The sequence below is a fragment of the Dielma fastidiosa genome (assembly GCF_000313565.1).
Taxonomy (GTDB): Bacteria; Bacillota_I; Bacilli_A; order Erysipelotrichales; family Erysipelotrichaceae; genus Dielma; species Dielma fastidiosa.
In genome coordinates this window covers 371445-396964 of record NZ_HE578923.1, presented here as the reverse complement: position 1 = coordinate 396964, position 25520 = coordinate 371445, and the positions used below count along the sequence as shown (strand labels likewise).

At 37.4% G+C, this 25520-nt stretch carries 21 protein-coding genes and 1 pseudogene; 5 read left to right on the top strand and 17 right to left on the bottom strand.

Annotation, left to right across the window (positions count from 1 at the left end):
• Window positions 1-681: 681 nt before the first annotated feature.
• Together DAHG_RS02250 and DAHG_RS02245 are read left to right on the top strand one after the other, a co-directional pair.
• Complete coding sequence (locus DAHG_RS02250; protein WP_022936690.1) at window positions 682-1170, top strand: hypothetical protein; 489 nt, start codon at window positions 682-684, stop codon at window positions 1168-1170.
• A gap of 795 nt (window positions 1171-1965) precedes the next feature.
• Window positions 1966-2448, top strand: coding sequence for a hypothetical protein (locus DAHG_RS02245; RefSeq protein ID WP_022936689.1), 483 nt, complete (start codon window positions 1966-1968; stop codon window positions 2446-2448).
• 74 nt (window positions 2449-2522) lie between these two features.
• On the opposite strand, the gene DAHG_RS02240 is transcribed toward DAHG_RS02245, so the two are convergent.
• From DAHG_RS02240 to DAHG_RS02210, 7 genes are all read right to left on the bottom strand, one after another.
• Window positions 2523-3797, bottom strand: coding sequence for a DUF2812 domain-containing protein (locus DAHG_RS02240; protein WP_022936688.1), 1275 nt, complete (start codon window positions 3795-3797; stop codon window positions 2523-2525).
• Window positions 3798-3810: 13 nt separating this feature from the next.
• Entirely contained in the window at window positions 3811-5085 is a 1275-nt protein-coding gene (locus DAHG_RS02235) for a DUF2812 domain-containing protein (protein ID WP_022936687.1), read from the bottom strand.
• 16 nt (window positions 5086-5101) lie between these two features.
• On the bottom strand, window positions 5102-5413 hold the full coding sequence (locus DAHG_RS02230; RefSeq protein WP_022936686.1) for a PadR family transcriptional regulator: 312 nt from the start codon (window positions 5411-5413) through the stop codon (window positions 5102-5104).
• Window positions 5414-5624: 211 nt separating this feature from the next.
• Complete coding sequence (locus tag DAHG_RS02225) at window positions 5625-6287, bottom strand: helix-turn-helix transcriptional regulator (RefSeq protein WP_022936685.1); 663 nt, start codon at window positions 6285-6287, stop codon at window positions 5625-5627.
• Between the two features lie 122 nt (window positions 6288-6409).
• Complete coding sequence (locus DAHG_RS02220; RefSeq protein ID WP_022936684.1) at window positions 6410-7612, bottom strand: pyridoxal phosphate-dependent aminotransferase; 1203 nt, start codon at window positions 7610-7612, stop codon at window positions 6410-6412.
• A 54-nt stretch (window positions 7613-7666) separates the two neighbouring features.
• Entirely contained in the window at window positions 7667-9040 is a 1374-nt protein-coding gene (locus DAHG_RS02215; RefSeq protein WP_022936683.1) for a PTS transporter subunit EIIC, read from the bottom strand.
• An 11-nt stretch (window positions 9041-9051) separates the two neighbouring features.
• Entirely contained in the window at window positions 9052-9429 is a 378-nt protein-coding gene (locus DAHG_RS02210; RefSeq protein WP_022936682.1) for a RidA family protein, read from the bottom strand.
• Between the two features lie 175 nt (window positions 9430-9604).
• Here DAHG_RS02210 and DAHG_RS02205 point away from each other — a divergent pair, with 175 nt between their 5' ends.
• Window positions 9605-11053, top strand: coding sequence for a glycoside hydrolase family 1 protein (locus tag DAHG_RS02205; RefSeq protein WP_022936681.1), 1449 nt, complete (start codon window positions 9605-9607; stop codon window positions 11051-11053).
• A gap of 271 nt (window positions 11054-11324) precedes the next feature.
• On the opposite strand, the gene DAHG_RS02200 is transcribed toward DAHG_RS02205, so the two are convergent.
• The 10 genes and pseudogenes from DAHG_RS02200 to DAHG_RS02155 all read right to left on the bottom strand — a co-directional run bounded on the left by DAHG_RS02200 (window position 11325) and on the right by DAHG_RS02155 (window position 20971).
• On the bottom strand, window positions 11325-12104 hold the full coding sequence (locus DAHG_RS02200; protein ID WP_022936680.1) for a ChbG/HpnK family deacetylase: 780 nt from the start codon (window positions 12102-12104) through the stop codon (window positions 11325-11327).
• Window positions 12105-12114: 10 nt separating this feature from the next.
• Entirely contained in the window at window positions 12115-12936 is an 822-nt protein-coding gene (locus tag DAHG_RS02195) for a PTS system mannose/fructose/sorbose family transporter subunit IID (protein WP_022936679.1), read from the bottom strand.
• Complete coding sequence (locus DAHG_RS02190) at window positions 12929-13711, bottom strand: PTS mannose/fructose/sorbose/N-acetylgalactosamine transporter subunit IIC (protein WP_022936678.1); 783 nt, start codon at window positions 13709-13711, stop codon at window positions 12929-12931. The genes DAHG_RS02195 and DAHG_RS02190 overlap by 8 nt, the downstream gene beginning before the upstream one ends.
• 13 nt (window positions 13712-13724) lie before the next feature.
• Window positions 13725-14213 carry a PTS system mannose/fructose/N-acetylgalactosamine-transporter subunit IIB gene (locus tag DAHG_RS20385; protein WP_022936677.1) on the bottom strand — a complete coding sequence of 163 codons (489 nt, stop codon included), beginning with the start codon at window positions 14211-14213 and terminating at the stop codon, window positions 13725-13727.
• A gap of 150 nt (window positions 14214-14363) precedes the next feature.
• Complete coding sequence (locus tag DAHG_RS02180; protein WP_022936676.1) at window positions 14364-16280, bottom strand: helix-turn-helix domain-containing protein; 1917 nt, start codon at window positions 16278-16280, stop codon at window positions 14364-14366.
• Window positions 16281-16455: 175 nt separating this feature from the next.
• A pseudogene (locus tag DAHG_RS22115) lies at window positions 16456-16611 on the bottom strand (1,3-beta-galactosyl-N-acetylhexosamine phosphorylase C-terminal domain-containing protein); the annotation flags it as partial.
• A gap of 28 nt (window positions 16612-16639) precedes the next feature.
• A complete protein-coding gene (locus DAHG_RS21705; protein ID WP_022936674.1) occupies window positions 16640-16948 on the bottom strand; it encodes a lacto-N-biose phosphorylase central domain-containing protein in 309 nt (102 codons plus the stop codon).
• A gap of 14 nt (window positions 16949-16962) precedes the next feature.
• Window positions 16963-17592 (bottom strand): CatB-related O-acetyltransferase, encoded by a 630-nt coding sequence (locus tag DAHG_RS02165; protein WP_022936673.1) that lies wholly within the window; start codon window positions 17590-17592, stop codon window positions 16963-16965.
• A gap of 102 nt (window positions 17593-17694) precedes the next feature.
• Window positions 17695-19353 (bottom strand): ABC transporter ATP-binding protein, encoded by a 1659-nt coding sequence (locus tag DAHG_RS02160; protein WP_022936672.1) that lies wholly within the window; start codon window positions 19351-19353, stop codon window positions 17695-17697.
• Window positions 19343-20971, bottom strand: coding sequence for an ATP-binding cassette domain-containing protein (locus DAHG_RS02155; protein WP_022936671.1), 1629 nt, complete (start codon window positions 20969-20971; stop codon window positions 19343-19345). The genes DAHG_RS02160 and DAHG_RS02155 overlap by 11 nt, the downstream gene beginning before the upstream one ends.
• 368 nt (window positions 20972-21339) lie before the next feature.
• Between DAHG_RS02155 and DAHG_RS02150 the strand changes: the two genes are divergently transcribed.
• Both DAHG_RS02150 and DAHG_RS21965 read left to right on the top strand, forming a co-directional pair.
• Complete coding sequence (locus tag DAHG_RS02150) at window positions 21340-24276, top strand: acyl-CoA dehydratase activase-related protein (RefSeq protein ID WP_022936670.1); 2937 nt, start codon at window positions 21340-21342, stop codon at window positions 24274-24276.
• Window positions 24273-25517 (top strand): 2-hydroxyacyl-CoA dehydratase, encoded by a 1245-nt coding sequence (locus DAHG_RS21965; RefSeq protein ID WP_022936669.1) that lies wholly within the window; start codon window positions 24273-24275, stop codon window positions 25515-25517. Before DAHG_RS02150 ends, DAHG_RS21965 begins: the two co-directional genes overlap by 4 nt.
• The last annotated feature ends 3 nt before the right edge of the window (window positions 25518-25520 follow it).

Sequence of the window (25520 nt, the reverse complement as noted above, 5' to 3'; positions counted from 1 at the left end):
TCTTCAAAGAATTTTAAGGATAAATAGTTTGATGAGTATGAAAATGGTAATTTTTTTAAAATTTTATATATAAAAGCTGCTTTGTATTTCACAGATTGCTTGATTTATTTCTTAGATTTACTTATAATAATAGTGAAGAAAGACATCTTTCAGGTGTCTGCCTTAAATCACTTTAAAAACAAGCACTCTGTCTAAACGGTCAAATTTAGAAAACAGAGTGTTTTGTTTTATTTTTCCTTCTTTGAACTTTCAAAGAGGATGTAAATACAAAGACGGATCAAGTCAATCACTATCGCTGCACCAGACAAAACCGATGCTATAACAGCAATTATAAGTGATAAATCCATACCGTTTATCCTCCCTTCCAATCCCAAAAGGAAAAAAGAGAGAGGAGCTTATCGGCAGTCACTCTGTTAGATGTTTTCTTCTCTATAATTTTAACATATCAACACCATTTTCGAAATATAAAATTATATCTCATTCTGATATATTCCTAAAATTAATATTAGTCTTATTAAGCAAAATTTGCCTTGACATAAAAATCACAGGCAGTTATCCTGAAAGTGAAAAACAACTTACATATGTTTATGAAAGTACATATCTATGAAAACTCTACTTGCTTTATAGAATAGTCATCACACATAAAATCAAAAACAGCTATTTTTAAAAGGAGGCAATAGAATGAATAGAATATTCAGTCAAATAATTAAGTTTTTAATTAAATTGATTTCCATCCATCTCATATTCTTATCTATTCATTTAATTTCCAAAATGTATTTGCAAGATGTTTATATCTTTGAATGGACCTCAAGGTATGATTTTATTTTCCCATGGCTGATAGCATTGATTTGGGTGATTTTCAACAAATATACAGTAGCTCTTTCTATGGCAGTCGGTCACATTGTAGGTCTATTTCTTGGTCTTTACTTAGATGAACGCAGAATTGCAGACGTTCTTCTTCATTATGATATATCTGAATTAACTGGTGCTAAATATGAATTGCTGCAGTCTAAAGCAGCTTATACATGGTTTTATACCATTTTAATTTTCATGATTATCGGTATTATTTTACAGAAATATGTTTTTAAAACAAATGAGCCATCAATAATAAAAACACTGTTTAATTCATTCAAGGAATGGATTAAACACAAAATGGGTATTATTGAATAAATTAGCTTTATAAGTTAAGCAATTACAATGGAAAGCAATTTCTGCTTAGTTTAAATTCCATACCACATAAGTTTTATATGCTATATATGTTATGATTTCCGACCGTTAATGTATTAGTCTATGATTAAATAGTTTGATGAGTAAGTAAAAAAAGCGATTTCTTAAAAAAATTTCTATATAAAAGCTGTCTTGTATTTCACAGATTGCTTGATTTATTTCTTAGATTTACTTATAATAATAGTGAAGAAAGACATCTTTCAGGTGTCTGCCTTAAATCACTTTAAAAACAAGCACTCTGTCTAAACGGTCAAATTTAGAAAACAGAGTGTTTTGTTTTTATTTTTCCTTCTTTGAACTTTCAAAGAGGATGTAAAAACAAAGGCGGATCAAATCAATCACTATCGCTACACCAGACAAAACCGATGCTATAACAGCAATTATAAGTGATAAGTCCATACCGTTTATCCCCCCTTCCAATCCCAAAAGGAAAAAAGAGAGAGGAGCTTATCGGCAGTCACTCTGTTAGATGTTTTCTTCTCTATAATTTTATCATATCAACACTATTTTTGAAATATAAAATTATATCTCATTCTGATATATCCTTAAAATTAATATTAGTCTTATTAAGCAAAATTTGCCTTGACATAAAAATCACAGGCAGTTATCCTGAAAGTGAAAAACAACTTACATATGTTTATTAAAGTACATATCTATGAAAACTCTTCTTGCTTTATAGAATAGTCATCACACATAAAATCAAAAACAGCTATTTTTAAAAGGAGGCAATAGAATGAAATGAAAAGATTATTTAAAGTATTATCAATCTTATGCATATATGTATTTATATATTTGATTTCCACTCTATATCTGGAAGAAGTATACATATTTGGGTGGACTTCCCGCGTCTTTAGACAATATTTTCTTGTATGGATCATACCTATAATTTGGGTTGCTTTTGATAAATATGCGCTTGCTCTCACTTTAGCGATTGGTCACATGGCAGGATTATTTTTAGGACAATATATTGGTGATCTTCAAAGAGCGAATATTCGGCTTCAGTATACATACGAAGAATTAATTAATTTTCATCCTGGCTTGGTGAATCAGCATAATGGTTTTATTATTTGGGTGTTTACTCTTTTCGGTTTCACGATTATCGGTATCTTATTGCAGATATATGTTTTCAAAACCAATGAACCCTCATTGTTTGATATTATTTATGAATCAATTAAAAAGTTTTATACAAATGTAAAAGCTATGATTAGTAAGAGAAAATAGAGATTTCTCTAAAAATCATAGCTTTTTTACAATTTTCCATAAACTTTAATTAATTAAGCAGCTACATTTTTATATTAAGAATGATTTGCGCCACCATTATGCACATTTATCATTGCTAATTGTGTATTGATGGTATCAATAATCTGTGGTGTATCTAAACTTCCATTATATTCAATAATAATTACCGATTGATTCATTCTGCCAATCAAACCCGTTTTATTCTCATCAACATAATAACCTTCATCAAATGCTGAATCGCTGATTGGTATAAGCATGGTTTTTAATTCTGTCGGATAGGTGAAAAGACCTGCATATTGTCTAAGGTAAGCATCAAACAGCAGCCCTGCTATCTTTTCATTCCGTGCAGTGTACAACTCATATCGATAACCTTCTGTTTCAAAGGTGTACTGCTCTGGGATAAACAAACTCTGCGAATGACTGTATTTATAATCGGAACCTTGATTAATAGTGATAACCGCCCCTTCATCAATCATGCTTTCACCCTTGAATGGTGTTAACACCATTTGCAGCAACAAGAAGCATGCGAAATAAACACCCACCGATTTACCTATTGATAATCTGCGGCCTTGATTTTGCTTAGTCAATGCTGAAATAAAGACAGCACTGACAAGTAAGGTTATCATCGACATATTTTCACTATTGCCGCCGTTATTCCACAACGCCCGCAGCACTAAAATAATCAGAAGCATATTTAAGCCAAGCTTATAAAGCAAATTGATTATTGATTTGATCATCAACTGCTTCGCATTCCCCTGCCAGTTCATTTCTCCCTTTGACAATAACGATTGCCGGTACTGTTTAATCAGACGCTGAGCATGAATAGACGCAAGGATTTGTTTCAAAATCACCAACACAAACAGTACACTGGTAAACAGATACAAATCATCCCCTAAAATACTTTGCGGATAAAGTAGTGTAAAACCTACAACAATCATCACAAACAATGCAAGAAGCAGATAAGTGCTAATTCCTTCCGTCTTAAACTGATTATAAATCGCCAGTTGAAGTTCCGCATCCGTATGGACTGGCAGACACTCACCCATTGCCTTAAATACCTGAAACTGATTATACCCATCGACAAATTCCCAGCCTGTATTTGCAAATAACTCATGATACTCCTTGATTTCACGATCATCGTGCTGATTTCGTTCATTGGGGAATAAGTCAACGATATAAGAAACGTCAGCTTTCTCCCCCTTCACAAACCACACACTCTCAGCATTCAGCTTTTGCACATACCAGCCCTTTGCCGCCATTTGATTAAACAGCAAGGCCATGCTTTGACAATCCTCATAATTAAACTTTAATGGCAGCCAACATTTTTTCATAAGGATCCTCCTTTCATGATAAATCAAGTTTACTCAACTGTTCGTTGAATTGTCGAATAACATATGGATCATCAAAGCTTAAATTACTTTCAATTATGATTATGCTTGTATTATCATGAACAATTATATCAGTATGCTCATCATTGAGATAATAGCCTGACACTGTAAACTCATCATTCAATTTACTCAAAGCTGCTTTTATACTCTGCGCATCTTTAAACCCTCTAGTTGTCTCTTTTAGAAGTTCATCAAAAAGGGTTTCGCTGCTCTTTAAATCTCTGGCAACATATAGACGATACTGATAATCATTCTCCAACGCTTCATATTGACACTGATAAGGAACAAAATAACTGCTGTTTTTAGTAAACTTTCCCTGCTCATCCACATTGGTCATGCGAATCACCCGTGATGGTTCAACATGAGATGAAGCCGCAAATTCATGATCAAGGATGCCAAACAACAATGAACAGCCTATAAAACTAATGCAAAAGATTTTCACATACGTTTTAGGTTTCAGTGTCCGCCCTCCATTGCGCTTTACATATCTGCCGATTAACAGCAGATTTACCAAAGCAATCACATAATAGATTGTCCCCGGCAGCTGTTCATGACGAAGATACTTAAACAGCATATAACCAGCCAAAAATCCAATGCATAAAAGTAAGACCGTGAAATCACGGATTGAACGGCTTAATAAATGATTAGTAAATATATACGGCTCTCCCTGCGCCACAGCTTTCTTCACTTGACGCATTTTCACATAGCGGAAAGCTTGCCGCAAGAGTATCAGACAATCCAATACCGGTGTCAAAATGCCAATCATTAAAAATAAATCATCGGTATAAAAGTCCAGCGGAAATAAGCAATAGGCAAGAAACAAAAGCAGTATCGTAGAGAATGCTTCATAAACACTATGGCCTATTTCCCTTATTCGCTGCTGATAGAGAATATCGAAAGCTACCTCATCATCACTCTGCAAAGGAATTGGTTCTGCACCTTCAGCCGCCTTAAATACCTGATACTGGTCATACCCGTCTGCAAATTCCCAGCCGCTTTGCGCACAAAAATCATAATATTCCTGTAGCTGTTCATCATCATTATTCTTACGTTTAAGTGAAAACAAGTCCACAGCATAAGCGCATGCCTGCTTCTCCCCTTTAATAAACAAAACCCCGGTGCCATAGAGCTTATCGAAATGCCAGCCTTTTTTAGCAAAACGTTCAAATAATTCACTCATAGCCCGCGTATCATTGACGCCATAGCTTAATGGAATCCACAATTTTTTCACTGGATTCACCTCCCTTTTACTGATCCAATAATGCCTCTCCTTCCTCACTCATGCTTTTTAGACGTTTTATTTCCTGTCTGAGCAACTCCTTCCCCAGATCGGTGGCTACATAGGTTTTCCGTCTGCCGTCATCCGCTATTTGATTAATTATTCCTTCATTTTCAAAACGTGCCAAGAGTGCATATAATGTACCAGCGCCAACCTGCACCCTGCCTTTAGAAATCTCAGTTATCTTCTGCATGATTTCATAACCATAACAAGGCGTCAGCAAGGCCAGCAAAATATAATACATGGGTTCACTTAATGTCTGAAACTGATTTCTTGCCACTTTACCACCTACTATCGATACTCGCTATATCTACTATCAATATAGCATAGTTTTAACATTTCAGCAAGAGCAAGCAAGAAAAAGCCAGCACATTGGACGCTTGACCCGATGGCTGGCTTTGTTTGTTATCCTACATGTAAATAATTCCATTCGCTGCAGCAGAACAGTGAATCAAATATTATCCATACAGCTTACTGATTAACATTCGAACTTATTTCTTTGCTTTATTGCGGATATGCATATAAACAGTATTTTTAGAAATTCCCAGTAAATTCGCTACTTTCACAACAGCATCCTTGATATTGAAAATCCCCCGTTCATCTAGCTGATAAACAATATGTTTATTTTTATTGCTCGCACTGATTGACTGATCCGCATAGATTTCATTCTTTACGGCTTCTAACGCGGTTTCAATCAATTCATCAGAATTCTCCGCAAAGTTTTCCTTAGGGGTATTCACCGGCGGCGCTGACACCGGCAGCATCGTTTGAAGAATATCATGAATAGGCGTATTCATATAAAAATTGATACAGAACAGGCCGACAATTCTGCCTTTATCACCACGAATAGCAATTGTGGTTGATTTTAGAGGTTCACCTTTACGATTTTTACTAAAATATGTAATATAATCCTCTTGCCCTTTTGATATCTCATCAAGCATATTTAATGCTAAGTCCGTGATTGGCGCGCCTACTTTACGGCCTGTATGTTCACCATTGATAATACAAATAACTGAATGTTCAAAGCTCTCGAGACTATGTAAAACCATTTCATAACCATTACCCAGATAAAAGGCTAAGCCTTGAATCATCGTAATATAGGAATTTAAGATTTCTCGATCGACTTTAGTTAATTTTATTGGTTGATGTGCCATATTCTTCCCTTTTCAACAACGCTTGTTAAACTGTGCGGTGTTCCCTTTCCATGCTATATATAGTATATCGCTGAAATTTCGTTCAATCAATGATGAATTTCTGTATTTCACTAAAATAATTTTTATTGTTGCTGATATTTCTCCAGTGCTTCTTTTATTCTTAATAACGCGTCAACGACTCTTTGATTATCACGATATACGCCTAATACAATGCGTAAATGACCCTCGCCGCCAATACCATAGTTAATGCCATCGTTCACCGATACCTTTGCTTCTTTGACTAAATAACTAACAATATCACTGGATTTGCCTAATTCTGATACATTGACCCAACATAAGAAGCCCGATTCAGGCATCAGCATGCTGACATGAGGAATGGAGTTGATAATTTCATATGCTTTTTTCCTTCGATAATCAAAGGCTGTCTCAAATTCTTTCATAAATGAAGGATCTTCAAGAGCCGCGAGAATTGCTAACTGACTGACCGTATTTGTCGCGCCAAGCACAGAAACAGCGTTGGCAAACATCGTATCCATGATCACATCACTGCATACTAAATAGGCAACCCGATATCCGCTGAGCCCCATCCCTTTTGAGAATGAGAATACAGTGATGGTTCTCTCAAACATCCCCGGTAAAGAGGCTGGTGTAATCATTTCATTCTCGTAACAGAAATCTTCAAAAGCCTGATCACAAACTAAAATCAAATCATGACGAATGACAAAATCGGCTAAAGCTTCCAATGAAGAACGATTAAATACCGTTGTTGTTGGATTATTCGGATGCGTTAATACAACCATTTTCGTATGCTCACTCACTCGTTTTTCAAATTCATCGATTTCAATTTGAAACTGATTGCTTTCCTTTAAGGGTACAGGTACCGTGCGGCCGCCCATGATTTCAACATTTAAGAAATTGTTAGGATAGCTAGGCGCTGGAATAAGCACCTCATCCCCCGCTTCTATAAAAGGCAGCATAGCAAAATACAAGCCGGAATCAGAGCCTGGTGTAATTAATATATTCCGCTGAGGGTCTACCGTCAAACCATTTTGCTTCTTTAATTTTTCAGCAATTTTATTTTTCAATACTTGATTGCCGATGGGTGCTGTATAGTGAGGGGCTGCTGCTGCTTCGATGGCTTGAATAGTTGCCTTTTTCACATGTTCAGGAAGTGAAAAGTCAGGCATAAATGGATCTGCCCAGCCCATTAATGCGACTCCTTGTTTTTCAAGTTCTTGATATGAACCGCCGACATCCGCCTTTTCAACACTTGAGAACAATCCGCCATTGGCATTGCGGAATGCTTTAATCATTTTTTCTTTCATTTTCCTCTTCCTCTCTGATAAAAGAGGATACGGCTGTACCCTCTAGGATTCGTGTTAGTTTTCTTCAAACCCCATCACTACAGTTAATACCGCCGCAATGATAAAGGCAATGGCAAAGCCAATCATGACTAACCACATATTCATTGGATCATCACCCATAAACATCGCAAAGTTTAAGAATGAAGGGCCACCCATAGCATAGGCTTTTAGTGCGAAGAATGATGCAAATCCGCCGCCCACAGCACCGCCGATTGAGGCAGCTAAGAAAGGCTTCTTATATTTGAAGTTTACACCATAAATAGCAGGCTCAGTTACACCCGTAATCGCTGAAATGGCAGCTGAACCAGCAATTGCTTTCATTTTAGGATTCTTTGCTTTTAACCATACACCGAAGGCTGCGCCTGCTTGTCCCATGTTAGCAGCACCTGACGTTGGTGAAATATAGTTAAAGCCTTGTGTCGTAATACCCTGTACCAATACTGGAACCATACCATGATGAATACCAAGTACAACCATTGAAGAATAGATACCGCCATAAATTATACCGGCAAAAACACCGCCTTTTTCAAACAAGAGTGTTACAACAACCGCTAATTGATTACCTACCCAAGTCGCGATCGGTCCAATGGTAATTAAAGCAATCGGCGTAGCAATTAACATTACTAAGCATGGTACTAAGATAATTTTTAACGCACCAGGGATAATCTTGTCAACATATTTTTCAATAATTGATGCAAACCAAATAGCAAATACCATCGGCAATACACTGGATGCATAATTCACTACAGTAAATGGAATAGCAAGGAAAGAGAATGTTGTAGTTCCTTCAGCAAGCAACGCTGCCCAATTACTGGACATCATCGCCGCGCAGATCGTTAAAGCAACATATTGATTCATTTTAAATTGTTTGGCAGCAGATGCAGCAAGCAAGAACGGTAAGAAAGTAAATACGCCATTCGCAATAGTATTAATTACATAATAAGTATTACTTGAATTATCTAATCCGCAGACAACAGCGATGGTTAATACGGCACGGACTAAACCAGCACCCGCCAAAGCAGGAACAATCGGATTAAAGATGCCAGCGATGGTTTCAAAGAAAGAAGTCATTAAATTACCCTTTTTGTTTTTTAAGTCTTTCTTTAAATCATCGATATTTTCATCAATCGATGCTTCTTCAGCCAAACCCGTCATTTCAATGAATTCTTTATACACATTAGCAACATTAGGACCAATAACAATCTGTGTTTGCTGACCATTATTAACTAATCCCATAACCCCATCAATATTCTTAATCGTTTCTTCTTCAACCTTACTGTCATCTTTTAGAGTAAGACGTAAACGTGTCATACAATGGGCTGCACTTTCAATATTTTCTTTGCCGCCAATCGCCCCTAAAATATCCTTAATCATCTTTTCGTATTTCATAACTATCCTTTCTATCGCTTAACTGCGATGATTTCTACCTCACATAAAACACCTTTTGGAATTTCTCTTACAGCAACGCAGGAACGTGCCGGCCAACTCGTAAACGTATCCCCATAAATCTTATTAAATGCCGCGAAATCTTTCATATCGGCTAAGAAACAAGTTGTTTTAACGACATCCTCTACGCTCATCGCTGATGCTTCAAGAATCGCACAAACATTTTTCATTACTTGCTGTGCCTGTTCCTCAATCGTTGTACCAGCTATTTCATTGGTAGCTGGATCTACTGGAATCTGTCCAGAGGCAAACAACATATTACCTACCTTCATTGCTTGAGAATAAGGACCAATTGCTGCTGGTGCTTTCTCAGTGGAAATAATTCGATCCATTTCAATCACCCTTTCTTGATAAAATATTTTTCACTAAAGACAATATATCACTTAAATTTATTTTAGTCAATAGCATATTTTTCATTGTATTTTATTTTTTTCATGCTATAATGGCCTTATAAGAGCAAATGAATAAAATTTATTTCATTGTTCTAGTTATGAAAGCGAGGTAAATATGAAAGAAAACAAAAAATTCCCTCAGGGATTCTTCTGGGGAGGGGCAACGGCTGCCAACCAATGTGAAGGCGCATGGAATGTAGATGGCAAAGGAGTCAGTATTTCTGATGTGATGACTTCAGGAACACATAAAGATCCTAGAAGAATTACACCGGTAATTGATGAAGATAAATATTATTATCCTTCTCATGAAGCCATCGATTTCTATCATCATTATAAAGAAGATATCGCATTATGTGCTGAAATGGGTTTTAATATCTTTAGAATGTCAATTAACTGGACGCGTATTTTCCCTAATGGCGATGAATCTCAGCCTAATGAAAAAGGCCTTGAATTCTATGATCGTGTATTTGCGGAATTAAAGAAATACAATATTGAACCCTTAGTAACTATTTATCATAATGAGAATCCTTTCGCATTAACCGGTAAATGCAATGGCTGGGCAAGCCGTGAATGCATCGATTATTATTTAAATTTCTGTGAAGTATTATTTAAACGCTATAAGGATGTTGTTAAGTATTGGATTCCATTTAATGAAATTAACTGTTTAACTACAAAATTAGGGAACTGGAATCATGCGGGTATTCTCAATGAAGGAACGGAATTCTTCACCGCTCAGGTTGATGATCCAAACACCCGTTTCTTATCACTTCATCATCAATTTGTTGCCAGCGCAAAAGCTGTAATGTTGGGAAAATCAATCAATCCTGAGTTTCAATTCGGTACGATGATTTGCCATATAACAGTGTATCCGCTGACATGCAATCCAGATGATGTAATTCTCACTCAGCAGGAAGATCTGATGCGCAATTGTTTCTCTGGTGACGTACAGGTTAAAGGAATTTATCCTTATTACATTAAACGTTATTTTGAAAAGAACGATATCCATTTTGAAATCACTGATGAAGATTTATCCATCATCAAACAAGGTACCGTCGATTTCTATTCATTTAGTTATTACATGTCTAATTGCATCAGTTCTGACGCAAGCAGCGCCAAGGTTTCCGGTAATGTTATGGGCGGTGCTAAGAACCCATATCTAAAAGCTACTGAGTGGGATTGGCAAATTGATCCAAAAGGCTTACGTTATACTTTAAATCATGTTTATGACCGGTATGGTGTGCCAATTATGGTTACTGAAAATGGCTTAGGTGCCAGAGATACATTTGAAGATGGCAAGATTCATGATGATTATCGCATTCAATATATTAAAGAACACATCATTCAAATGAAAGAAGCAATTAATGACGGGGTTGATTTAATTGGTTATACGCCATGGGCAAGCATTGACTTAGTCAGTGTATCTACGGGTGAAATGGAAAAACGCTATGGATTTATTTATGTAGATAAGGATAACCAGGGAAACGGTACGCTTAAACGCTATAAAAAGGATAGTTTCTATTGGTATAAAAAATGTATTGAGAGCAATGGTGAAGATTTAGATTAACATGCTTAGTGAAGGGGCTGTAACGAAATGACTCATTTATAAAGTCATGAGCGTTTTAGCTCTTTTTTCTTTGCCGTTTTGGTGAAACGTGAATTTCATATTCTCCTTGATTACTCCAAATGCCCCTTCTACTTTATCAAATGCCAGATTTCATTGTCTTTTTTATTTTAGGGACTTTTTATTTCGTTACAGCCCCTTTTTTATAAGAATATTCCATTATTTGAATAACAAAAAGGTGGTACAGTGCAACACTGATTTTCCACCTTATTTTCTATTTATTTAAATCTCGATATGAAATAAGCTGAATTTGATTCTCCTCTATCCATTTTTTCATAAAAACTGAAGTCATCATTTCATGATCCTTACATCTTAAAATGTTACAGCTACTCCACCGAAAAATATCATTATCAACAAATCCAGCATGTCCACTTAAATAAGCATACTCAAATTCTAAAAGTTCATTTGCATGTTCTTTCATATAACAAAGTGCATCTGCTTTTAATTGATTTTCAATTGTAAAAGGTTTTTGTGCCCATCCCTTTTTTAGAGACCCAAAATTAAATTCTTTTCTTATATCTGCTGAATATGGAATGTGAAACTCCTCGGCAAGATCACGAATTGCCTGAATATAAGCTTTACTAGCATCTGTTATAGAATGAGGATGTAAATATTCTGGCATTCTTCCTGTTAATTCTTTAAATTTATTTAATTGAGCCCTTAATTCAATCATTACCTCATCATAAGGCCACAATTCCTTGATTCCAAAATTTGGATCTTTATACTTTTCTGTAGAACGAATAAATAATCCATTCTCATCAACTAGATGAGGAATCATGTTTATATCAGCAACAGGATGTCCTGATACGATATTAAAATCAATACCAAAACAAACATTTGAAAAATCTTTTATTTTTGATGCAGCATATGCACTGGCAGGCATATTAACAAAAAGTCCTGTACAAGTAACAATACCATTTTGAAGAGCATCACATATTCCGTCAGTGATTCCTTTTGTAAAACCAAAATCATCAGATTGAACCAAAAGTTTCATACTAGTTCTCCTACGCAAATACGCCAAAGAATGCAAGAACCAAACATGAGCCAATAATAATAAAAATCATTTTAGTTGGAGTAATTCCTTTTCGAATCCATTTAAACACTATCCACCATAAAATTAATGAGAGAATTCCTGGCATAACACTATCTAAAATACCTTGAACGGATATTGTTGCACCATTAATTATTGGCTCCAGTGCAATCTTAATTTTGACATTAGAAGCAACTAATGTTCCAACCATGATAGCTCCCACAATACCACAAGCATCCATAATCATTGGTATAATTCCTCTTTCAAATGCTTCACTAACAAGTTTCGCTCCATAACGGAAACCCTCTATCAAGAAAACATACTTTATAGCCAATAGACCTCCTCCATATAACAAAAGAAATAAAATTGGTGCTAAGGCATTTCCATCTGATGCTAACCCTATACAAATACCCGCAATTATAACACGATAGCAATTGAAGAAAAATGAATCTCCAATACCTGCAAGAGGACCCATCAAAGAAGCCTTTAAGCTAGATATTGCCTTTTCATCAATATTGCCTTTTTCAGCACGCTCTTTTTCCATCGCGGCGACAATTCCAGCAATTAAGCCATGCATTACTCCATGACTATTGAATACTTCATTAGCATTTCTTGCAAAAGCCTTTCTTTTTTCTTCTTCTGTTTTATAATAGGCCTGAATAGCCGGCAAAACTGACATTCCAAATGCTTTTCCTTGCATGACTACATTGTTAAAACACATATATGTATTCAATGAATAATAGTAACATTTATTCAGTATTTTTTTATCTTCTTGGCTAATTTCTGGTCTACTCATAAAAATCATCTCCTTCTCCACTTAATGCTAATTTGTTTTCTAATTCTTTCAATTTATAATCTCTGTTAAATCCAATGAAAGCAATAATTATACCTATAATAGCAATGGGCAGTGTTGTAAGTCCTAAATATTTAACTAATACAAATCCTAGTAAAACATAAATCGGTGTTGATTTTGAATAAATTGCTTGAGTCGTTAAACAAAGACCAATAACAATTAACATTCCTCCTGCTGCGCTTAATCCGGCCAATACCCAAGCTGGAATCACACTAAATAGAGTGCTTACAGCCTCTGTGCCAAAAGCGCAGCATAAGAAGACTAGAATTGGTGATAATGTATTCTTAATAAATAACATTTCAAAAATCATCATAAATCTAAATTTCTTATAATTTCCTTCTTCGGCATAACGAATCGAAATTGGTTGAATTGAATTTACAACTAATGCGGTAATTGGATCAACAGTATTTCCAAGAACTCCAATTGTAACAGCAATTGTTAATCCTTGTTCAACAGAAATACCTGATAAAATAGTTAACCCAACAGCCACAACAACAGCACTTCGATAATCAGCAGGTTGTATTCCACCAATTCCTGAAATACCCATATATAAGGCTTCAATTGCTGCCCCTAATATAACTCCAGTTTCCAAATCACCACAAACTAAGCCAACTACACTTCCCATAACAATTGGTCGTGTCATTGCTTGGAATCCAAGTATTGCATCAATTATTTGACACACATAGTATGTCAATGCAATGATTAAAGCATTTAACATAATTTTATCTCCTTTACTTTTTTGCTTTTTTTAACAATTCAGAAAAATCTTCTGCATTCATAGATGGCAACATTTGTGAATATACATGTTTCCCCTTTTGTGCAATTTTCTCAAATGTTTTTAAATCATTTTGATCCGCCGTACAGTATGTATGAATAATAATTTTATCTTCAGATTTTTTCTTTTGATAATTGGCAATATTAATATCTGTAATTGGCAAATGTTCAATCAAATTCAATGCATCATCCGGATTATCTACAATTAACAGAATATTCATCTTATCTGCCCTAGGATCACTTAGTAAACGAATCGTTTCTTCTACTCCTTTTACATGCACCTTTTTTCCAGTTGGAACTGTCATTAACAAAACACTTTTCTTAATTGGATCATTTGCCGCTTCATCGTTTGCCACTAAAATGGTATTAATGTCTAAAGCTCGTGCCCAAGCAGTAACTACTTGACCATGAATTAGTCTTTCATCCAGTCTTAATTGTACAATCATTTGATTTTTTCCTCCCTTTAAAACACTGCAATTATTCTGGCCAGTCATAATTGTAAGCGCTTTATAATTTTATTTTAACAATATTATTGTATATATAAATTCATTATTTTTTTTATTTTAGATTAAAAAAAATGCACAATAATTTGTGCATTAGACAATAACTGCATTCATTTGATCATTGATAAGACATAATTCCGGATACCGAATAAGACGCTCTAGAAAAGCATAATCATATGCTAGCTCATGCAGTAAGATATTAAAGAAAGATAAATTAGTTGAATCCAAATTTGCTATCAATAAAATATACGAAGAACACTTCATACCATCACGCACTATCTTTTTCTTTAAGTCCCCAATAATCAGCGTATTTTTATTTACACTTTTGTCGTTCATAATCAATACAATGTTTCGATTATATTGATTTGCAGATTCAAATACCTCATTGAGAAATTGTTTACTTACTGAAAAAATAGTGTTTACTATATCTAAAATTTCCGATATATCATTGATTGATTTAGAGATAACTTGGTTTAAAGTACAGCTGCAAAGATCTCTGTTGGTTCGAATGTAGTCATTCAAACTATTCAGTTGATATTTAAGCCCATTATATGGATAAACTCTAGCTTCAAATCTTTGTGGAACTGTATCACTAATTACAAGATCATACTCAATATTCATTTCTTCTAATGCCTCATTGTAGAGTAAACAATCTAATTTTTGATAATAATTAGGATTTACATTTTTTTCTATTACTTTTTTTAGGAAAACGGGTTCAAATAAACTGCTTCTCGAAATAATAGCTATTTTAAGTTTCTTATATGTAAAATCTAAAGTAGAGATAAAATATGAAACTAGTAGAGTTAAATCATCTAATTGAGCTAATGGAATCGCATATTTAAAATAATTTTCTAACATCCCTGATATATCCTGCCGTATTTTTCCAAGTAAAGGATATTCATTGGTAAGAGAAAATCCTCCGCCTAAATCGGTTGCTTCATTTTTTAAAATATGATAATTATGTTTTAAAAGCAATATACAAATCGTATAGTCTAAATATGTCATAAAATCTATATCTTTTTTGAAATCAAGATGCAAACTTTTTTTTGTATACCGTAAAAATTCATTTCTGATGATTGTTATTTCTTTATCGTAATTTTTTTCAGTTATTTTGAGGACATCTTTTACATTTGTATAAGCAATAAGCAATAATATCGCAACTGTCTGTATTTCCGCTTCTGAGTAGGGTCCATATTCTAAATTTTCCTGTAACTCCTTCGTAATTGAATCTGCTAAATTTAAAATCTGATTGCTTTTTAAATCCATTGTATATATTTGTGGGATTACATCAATGTTATAACCTGATTTTATTCTAGCATTTTGAACAATTAAATAGTTAACTATTCGCCTCTTTTCAACATTCACTATTGGGAAACAGTAAGAAGATATTTTTCTTGATACTATCATAACTATTTCATCATATACCTCTGCTTTATACCCTCTCATCATATGATAATTATCTTCAATAGGCATAACATTAATATCGAAAATACTATATAAAGAAAGCAAACACCTGCGAATATTAAACTCATTTCCAGAAGTAGCAAGTCCATAGTATGGAACATTATCTACACGTATGTCAAAAGCTTGAAGAAATTCTCGTGCGGTCTTCATAGAATTCCTTATATTTGAACGAGAGTAACACAAATCATTTGCAATATCGTTCACCTTTATGAAATCACTAGACCATAAACACCTTCTGCCAATATATGCCTCTAACAAAGCTCCGCTTTGTGTATGAAATGTGTACCTATGACGATAATAAAAAGCTCTGTAATGACAATATTTAACACGAAATAATTCTTCATCTAAAATGTCGTAATGAATAGTATCTGTTTGAAAATGGATTCTAATACCAAAAGATGAATCAATTTCATGAATTCTTTCAACATCCAAATTATATTCGTAATTACTTAAATAAAAGTAAGAAATGAATTTCTGCACTTGGACATTTTCATTGATTATGATGTAACATACTTCAATATAATTTCTCAAATAAATATTGTCCATTTTAAGTACCTCAAGTCTTTTCTAATTACTCTTATTATACATCATTACTCTTCAATAACTCATACATTTCCATGCAGTATTTTTTTTGAAATTTTCAAATGATTTAATATGAATATTCAATTTTTTCATGGATATTTTGTAAAAAGAAAAACGGAAGGTTTCCCCTCCGTCATCACTAAATTTCATACCAGATGATTTCGTTTGCTTCCAAATCCAAATCAAAGCTAGTGCCATCACCCTTATAAACAGTAGTAAACTGTGGCTCATACGTGTTATTAATGACACAATAGTTGCCGTTTTTCACATAGGCACGCACTTCGACATTGAAGTTAGAGCTGAACCATTTATGTAAACTCTCCTCAACGTGAGCCTGATATAAACACTGCGCCCTTTGCCAAAATCATTGACACTAATTGAACTTCTTTGTCAATCTGGCGTAAAATGGTTGTACCTTTCAATGCAAAGATATTTTTCTTGCCTTCACCAAAATCAATATCCTTGGTGCAGTTTTCTTTGATAAAGTGGTCATGTTCTTCCCAGGTGTATTTATCTGTATTCAAGTTGAAGCCATTTTCTTTTTCAACCCTCAAGACATTCGCTGACTGGAAGTATCTCCCTTCCCACTGATATGCACTTGGTTCACCGACACCGAGCCAATGCAACTGCATTAACCGCCCTAATATTATTTTAATTTTTCAAGCTGACCTGATTGAATCGCGTCAATATTTCGCATGATTCTATCTTGCGGCCAATCCCACCATTTGATTTCCAGCAAAGCCGAAATCGTTGAGTCAGAAAAACGCCGCTTTATCATTTTCGCAGGTACACCGCCGACAATCGTATACGGCTCAACATCTTTTGTGACAACCGCTCTTGAAGCGATGATGGCTCCATCACCAATCGTAACGCCGGCCATTATGATCGCTTCATACCCGATCCATACATCATTGCCGATACGAATATCACCTTTATTGTCCCATGATGAAGCCACATCCTTGATTGAACGCTGCCATGCTTCATAAAATAATGGAAAGGGATAGGTTGATAAAGACTGCATGGAGTGATTAGCACTGTTGAATAGGAAACGAGCGCCGCAGGCAATCGAACAGAATTTGCCGATGATCAGTTGATCATGATTGATTGGATAATGATACAGCACATTGTTTTTTTCAAACTCACAAGGATCATTCACAAAATCATTATACATCGTGTAATCACCTACCTGAATCGCAGGATCAGTGATGCAATACTTTAAATATACGGTTTGTTTATCGCCGGTGCGGGGATAAATTAATTTTTCTGGAATAGTCATAATAGTACCCTTCTTTCTTTAATTTATAATGATTAACTATTCCAGTCAATGCAATGCAGAGCCTCATGGCTGCACCTCCTTTACTTCATAACTAAATATTTATCACTCAGCGGTTACCAGCCTGCCATTTTGCAGCTTTAGAATACGGGTAGGATTCAATGCGTCAGAATAACGGTGTGAAATAGTAAAAATCGTGCGGTCTTGACTTAGCTGGCGGATTACCTCAAAAACTTCATTTTCACTTTCGGCATCCAGTCCTGAGGTCATCTCATCTAAAAAGAGGACGGGCGGTTCATGAATTAGGGCGCAAGCCAAAGCCAGCAGCTGCATTTGTCCATTTGAAAGCGCGTTGCTGCCCGGCGCCAGCAGACTGTCATAGCCATTCGGCAGCTTTTCTATGACCTCATCCATTTTCACCAGCTTGCAGCATTTTTTCAGCTGTTCATCAGTGATCGCAGGATCATTTAAGGTAATTAATTCCCTAATGGTTCCCTGTCTTGTCAGAAACAGCTGAGAAATCACACCCACGGACTGACGGCGTTCTTCTTCACTCATACCAAAGGGATCCTTATTTAATAAGGAAACGGTTCCTTTATCCGGCGCGTACAGCCCCGTTAAAAGATTCATCAGCGTTGACTTTCCCTCGCCGGTCTTTCCTTGAATCACAATTCGTTCACCTTGACGGATTGTTAATGATAACCCATCAAATATTGGTTTCTGATTCGGATAAGCAAAAGTTAAATCATCACAGCGAATCACTGCGCCGCCGCCATTAATTTCTCTTTCAGCTCGTTCTTCCTCTTCGAGGTTTTCAAAATCTTTAATGCGTTTAACACCGCTGGCCGCTTCCTGAATGGTCTGCAGCTGCATTGCGATTGCCTCTACCGGCGCTAACAGCTGAAGCAGCAAGTTCACACAGGCAACAACACTGCCGCTGCTTAATAAACCGCCTGAATCGATATCCTGTTTCGCATAAAGTAAGAAGCAGATCAAAACCAAGCCTCGGAATATATTCATAATACATGGGAAAAGTGAATCATAAAAATTAGTCTTATTTAATATTCGATAATTCTCATCAAGCGGTGCCTGCATCTTCTCTAACTGATCTGCCTCTTGATGAAAAAAGCGTAAAGTGGGCGTATTTTGTATCCGTGAATTTAGCCAGCCATTCAGCCGTGAGAGCGAAACTCTGGCCTTGAGCTGATTGCGGAAGGTTAAAATATTAAACCGATATGAAATCAGCACCAGAATCGGCAGCGCCGCCGCTACAAAGAAAGCCACGGCAGGATTCAGCGTATAGATTGTAAAGCTGATAGCCGCCATACTGCCAAGATTAGCAATTAATGTTAAGATATCATCGGTAAATAAAGTAGCAATCGTATCTACATCATTACTGAAATAAGACATCCATTCACCGCTGGTCTTCGACTGAATCGTAAAAATAGACAGATGCCGCAGCTTTTCACTCATGCGGATCTTAATTTCCACAATAACTGACTGGGTCAGCCTGCTCAGCGTATATTGTTTAATTAAATCAGCTGCACCACTCAGCAATACAGCACCTAAATAGACAAAAGCTAAAGACAGTACACCTTGCGCGATACCAGGCACAATATGCTCATCGGTAATCTGTTTCAAGAGCAAAGAAGGCAGCAGCTGCAGATAAATACCGGCAGCAATGGATAAGAAGCAGAAAAAAGATATCAGCTTCTTTGCTTTGAATCCTGATAATATTGAGGGTACTAATATTTTATGCTTCATCACATTCACCGCCTTCTAATTGAATCACCTGGTCGCAGACATCAAAAATCAATGGCCGGTGAGAGAATACAAAAATAATTTTTCTATTTGCTAACTCACGAATCATGTCAATCAGCTGGATTTCAGTTTTATGATCCACATTAGCAAACGGATCATCGAGGATCAATATTTCTGCGTCTGAATATAAAACACGGGCCAAGCTGATACGCTGCTGCTGACCGCTTGAACACTGACTTCCGTTTTCACCGATTTCTTTATCATCATTCAATTCATCAAGACATGCCTGACGCTTGCTTTCCTTATAATCGTTATCCCGCTGACTGCCCCAGGTTATCACCTCACACAGCGTACCATTTACACAAGATAATTGATGCGGCATATATTTAAGGAGAGCCGCTTTGCTTGCTTCAGAGAGTGCCTTCACTTCACAATCATTAATTTTATAACTGCCTTCATAATCATAAAAACCACACAAGGTTCTCGCCAGCGCGCTTTTGCCGCTGCCTACCGCCCCGCGGATACCGATTAGCGAAGGCTTGGTCACCTTCAGATTAAAATCACAGAAGGCCGTATGCCTTGCCTGCGGATACATATAAGATACATGAGCTAATTCTAAAGTATTTACAGGTGCGCTCAATGATTCGCCGCTGCCATCCTGTTCCCGCTCAAGCAAGGCAGATATATTATGCCAGCTGGCAATAGCTCCTTGCTGGACATTGAATACCTTGCTGGCTACCGTTGAACGCTGAGCTAAGGTTCCCATCAGCGAAATCATTGAAAGCAATGCGCCAACGCTCATGCCGCGATTGACAACCTTTAAGCTGCCCAATCCGACAACAACAACCACGGATAAAGACGCGATGCCCAGATAAATGGGTGCCAAGCCGTTTTTCATGAAGGAAGCCAAGCCATTAGTATCGCCCTGCTTTTGAAAAGCTTCACGCAAAGCCTCCAGATTTAATTCTTCACAGCCGCTCATACGCGCGAATGTCAGCTCATCCAATGTCTTCTTCAATTTAACACTTGCCTCACTGTTTGCCTTTACTGCTAGTTCATTTTTAGCCACCACTTTTTTCTTCATTGCGTTGGCACATAAAATAGCAAACGGCAGCGGAATACAGCCAAGCAGTGTCAGCTTCCAGTCAAGCATTGCCAAAGCTGCCAGATAAGCAAGCATCAGCACCCATGTATCCCAGATTTCAGTCACCGTTTTACGAATTGCTTCAACCAACAGATCAACATCCTTGACACATGTATTCAGCACATCACCGCTGCCTTTTAATTCAAGCTCATCATTTTTTGTATGAAACAGAGCTTCCATTAATGAATAACGCAGATTAGCACTTAACCGATTTGCCATCACTCTTACTGAATAACGCTTAAAGAAACGAAAAAACTGATAAGCGATCGTTACCGCGGCTAAAATAATAACCGCATAAACAACATCGTCATAGCTGCCGCTCAGTACCTGATCAATACACCAGCCCTGAATGATGGGCACCAATGCTGACAAGCAATTATAAGGCAGACCGCCAAGACCGCTTAACAGCAGCGGCATGCGAATCTGCTTGATATAGCTTTTTAATTCTTGCTTCTGCTGCGGACTCGTAAAATACATTTTCATACCCCCTAAAAGAAAACACAGCCGATACGCTGTGTTTATTAAACATCATAAGTATCGATGTTAGCTGGACCACCTTACGCATGCAGGTTGGTGTGGGATCAAACGAGCTAACTCTCTAACCCAACTCTTGATAACTGGTTATTTTCTATTTCTATTAAAGCATAATGAAAATGAAAACGCAATCAAAATAATTCATAAACGGTTTGATTGACATTTGAAAAAAGAACCATTAAACTAACAATAGTAAGTCGGCGAACTAATGATACATATAGCCCGCATTCATCTATTTGTTAAGGGTTTAAAGTTGAAAATTAATGAACCGTGCGCTACAATTGTACATATGCTTAAGGAGGGGGTACACGATGTCTATTACTGTAGGAATCGACATGGGATCGACAACTGTCAAGTTTGTGATCCTCAACGAGCATAATGAAATTCTCTATAAGAGTTATGACCGTCATAAATCAAAAGCAAAAGAGATGGTCTATGATAAATTCAAAAGCTTAAAGTCTTTATTAGCCAATGAAGAAATCGCGTTGGCGATTACCGGTTCAGCCGGACTCGGTTTTGCGCATCTTGGCAATTTGCCTTTTGTGCAGGAAGTTTTTGCCTGCGGTGAGGCCGTAAAAAAATATGAGCCACAATGTGATGTCGTCATTGAACTGGGCGGCGAGGATGCCAAAATTCTGTTTTTAAAGGGTGCTATTGAGGAACGCATGAATTCTACCTGTGCCGGCGGTACCGGGGCTTTCATCGACCAAATGGCTGCTTTATTAAATCTTGATTTGGAGACGTTTGACCGCTTATCGCTAGAGCATACGATGATTTATCCGATTGCCTCACGCTGCGGGGTGTTTGCGAAGACTGACTTACAGCCGCTGATTAATCAAGGAGCCGATAAAGGCAATCTGGCAGCGAGTATTTTTCAATCCGTTGTTGATCAGACAATTACCGGACTTGCCCAAGGCCGTAAAATTGAAGGCAACGTTTTATTCCTCGGCGGCCCACTGTCCTTCTTAAAGGGACTGCAGCAGCGCTTTGTGGAAACCTTAAAGCTCAGCCGTGATCAGGCGGTATTCCCGGAAATCGGGCCTTATTTTGTAGCCTTAGGGGCTGCTACCTATGCCAAGGCGGAAACTGAAACCTATACCTATGATGAATTGCTGGAACTGTTTGAAAAGATTAAGAACACGGTTTCTGAACATCAGGGCTGTGAACCTTTGTTTAAGGATGAAGATGACTATCAGCAATTTGTTGCCCGGCATAATCAGCAAGCCGTTGCTGCCAATGATTTAAACACCTATAAGGGTAATGCCTATCTCGGTATTGACGCTGGATCGACGACAACAAAGCTGGTTTTAATTGATGAAGCAAACCGCATTCTCTATTCACATTATACAAGCAATCTTGGTAATCCTGTTGATGTTGTATTAGATCAGCTGAAAGTGATTTATGCGGCTGCCAATAAAGACATGAAGATTCAAAGCAGCTGTGTGACCGGTTATGGCGAAGATTTAATCAAGAGTGCTTTTCATGTAGATCACGGCATCGTGGAAACTATTGCCCACTTCAATGCCGCCCGTTATTTCAATCCAAATGTTGATTTCATTTTGGATATTGGCGGACAGGATATGAAATGCTTCCGAATTAAAGACAACAGCATTGATGATATCTTGCTGAATGAAGCATGTTCATCAGGCTGCGGTTCATTCCTTGAATCCTTTGCTTCATCACTTGGTTATAAAATTGATGAATTTTCAAAGCTCGGCTTGAAATCAAAAAATCCAGTCAACCTCGGTACACGCTGTACGGTTTTCATGAATTCATCAGTGAAGCAGGCGCAAAAAAATGGTGCTACGATTGAGGATATCTCTGCCGGTTTAGCCATTAGTGTCGTTAAGAATGCCTTATACAAGGTAATTCGGGCACGAAGCTCTGAAGATCTGGGTGAAAATATCGTTGTCCAGGGCGGAACCTTTGCCAATGACGCTGTGCTTGCCGCTTTTGAAAAGGAATGCGGCCATCATGTCATCAGACCGACGATTGCTGGTTTGATGGGGGCTTATGGCGCCGCATTATACGCGAAAGCTCACGCGCCCAAGGAATCAGCGCTCTATACGGGTGAACAGTTAATAAACTTCTCCCATTCCACAAAGGCTGAACACTGCCGCTTCTGCGCCAATCACTGCAACCTGACGATCAATACATTTAATGACGGCAGCCAGCAGATTGCCGGCAATAAGTGTGAACGGCCTTTAAATAAAGGTAAGATGGCTAAGAAACCGCTGCCTGATTTATATACCTATAAGTTTAATAAGCTGCTGACGTATCAGAATACCGATGGCACAAAGGGTACAATCGGCATCCCGATGGTTTTAAATATGTATGAAAATATTCCTTTCTGGCAGCCATTCTTTAAACACCTTGGTTATTCAGTCGTATTGTCAGGACGCAGCAGCCGGGCCTTATATATCCGCGGTCAAAATACAATACCTTCGGATACGATCTGTTACCCGGCAAAACTTGTTCACGGTCATATTCAAACCATTATTAATCATAAGGTAGATAAGATATTCTATCCTTGTATGTCTTATAACTTCGATGAAAAGATTTCTGATAATAATTATAACTGTCCGGTGGTTGCTTATTATCCAGAAGTTATTCAGAATAATATGGAGCTTGCCAATATCCCGCTGCTGTCGTTCTTTATCGGCATGCAGGACCCAAAAGTATTTGAAAAAAAGATTTATAAATATTTAAAAGCAACTGGTTTTGACTGCACAAAAAAAGAAATCAAAGCAGCCAGCGCAGCAGCTTATGCATCTTATTATGCATATAAGGAAGATATCTATCAGCAAGGTGAAAAGGCATTGGCTTATGCCAAGGAGAATCACCTGAAAACCATCATTCTCTGCGGTCGTCCTTATCACATTGATCCGGAAATAAATCATGGTATCCCTCAGCTTTTAAGCAGTTTAGATCTGGTTGTTGTTTCTGAAGACAGCCTGCGGCCAAGGGAAAGGATGGAAGTGAATGTGCTGAATCAATGGACATATCACGCCCGGATGTATAACGCTGCCATCATTGCCGGTGAGCTTGATGAAACAGAATGCATTCAGCTGATCAGCTTTGGCTGCGGTATTGATGCCATTACCGGTGATGAGCTGCGCGATCAGCTGCGGAAACGCCATAAATTATATACCGGAATCAAAATCGATGAAATCGACAATCTCGGCGCCGTGCGCATCCGTGTTCGATCACTGCTGGCGGCAATGGAAGAAAGGAAGCGTGATTCATGAGTGAGGTTGTAAAGTTTACTGAAGAAATGAAGGCAACGCATACAATTCTGATTCCTTATATGCTGCCGATTCATTTTGAAATGATTGCCCAATGTCTGCGCAAAGAGGGCTATAAAGTAGAATTACTAAAAACCAGCGGGCGCAGAATTGTTGATGAGGGACTTCGCAGCGTCCATAATGATACGTGTTATCCTGCCCTGTTAGTTATCGGCCAGATGCTTGACGCGCTTAAAAGCGGCCAGTATGACCCTGATAAAACAGCCTTGATGATCACTCAGACAGGCGGCGGCTGCCGTGCCAGTAATTATATTTTCCTGCTGCGCAAAGCATTAAAGCAGAGTGGTTTTCCACAGGTGCCAGTAATTTCCGTCAACACCAGCAATCTTGAATCCAACCCGGGTTTTAAACTGACCCCCAACCTGATTATGCATGTGCTCTATGCTGCCATGTACGGTGATGCTTTGATGTGTCTTGCCAATCAGGTAAAGCCTTATGAAATCAATAGTCAAGATACTCAAAAGCTGCTTGATCAATGGTGTGAGGAAATGGTCAGACAGTTTGATTCAACTCGCTTTTTACATTTTAAAAAGAATATCAAAAGGATGATTCAAGATTTTGAAGCGATTCCAGTCAGCGGTGAAAAGAAAATCAAGGTTGGTATCGTCGGCGAGATTTATATGAAATACGCACCGATCGGCAATAACTATTTAGAAGACTTCTTGATTCGTGAAGGCATGGAGCCTGTCCTTTCCGGAGTCATGGATTTTGCCATGTACTGCTTAAAAAACAACATTCTCGATGTCGGCTTCTATGGTTTCTCTACCAAAACCTTATTGGTGAATAAAACTGTTTTGGCACTGCTTCAGCGTTATCAGAATCTGATGATTAAAATGATTAATCAATCCCGCTTTGAAGCGCCGACACCCTTTGCCAAGCTGCCTGCCTATGCCGATGGCTATATCTCCACCGGTGTTAAAATGGGTGAAGGCTGGCTGCTGACCTGCGAAATGCTTGATCTGATCGATCATGGCGTAAAAAATATTGTATGCTGTCAGCCCTTTGGCTGTCTGCCGAATCATATTGTTGCGAAGGGCATGACCCGAAAGATTAAGGATCAATACCCTGATTCCAATATTGTTGCCATTGACTACGATCCCGGCGCAACAGAAATTAATCAGGAAAACCGACTGAAACTGATGTTGAGCAATGCGAGAGTGAACGCCCAGCGTGATAAAGCATAAAAA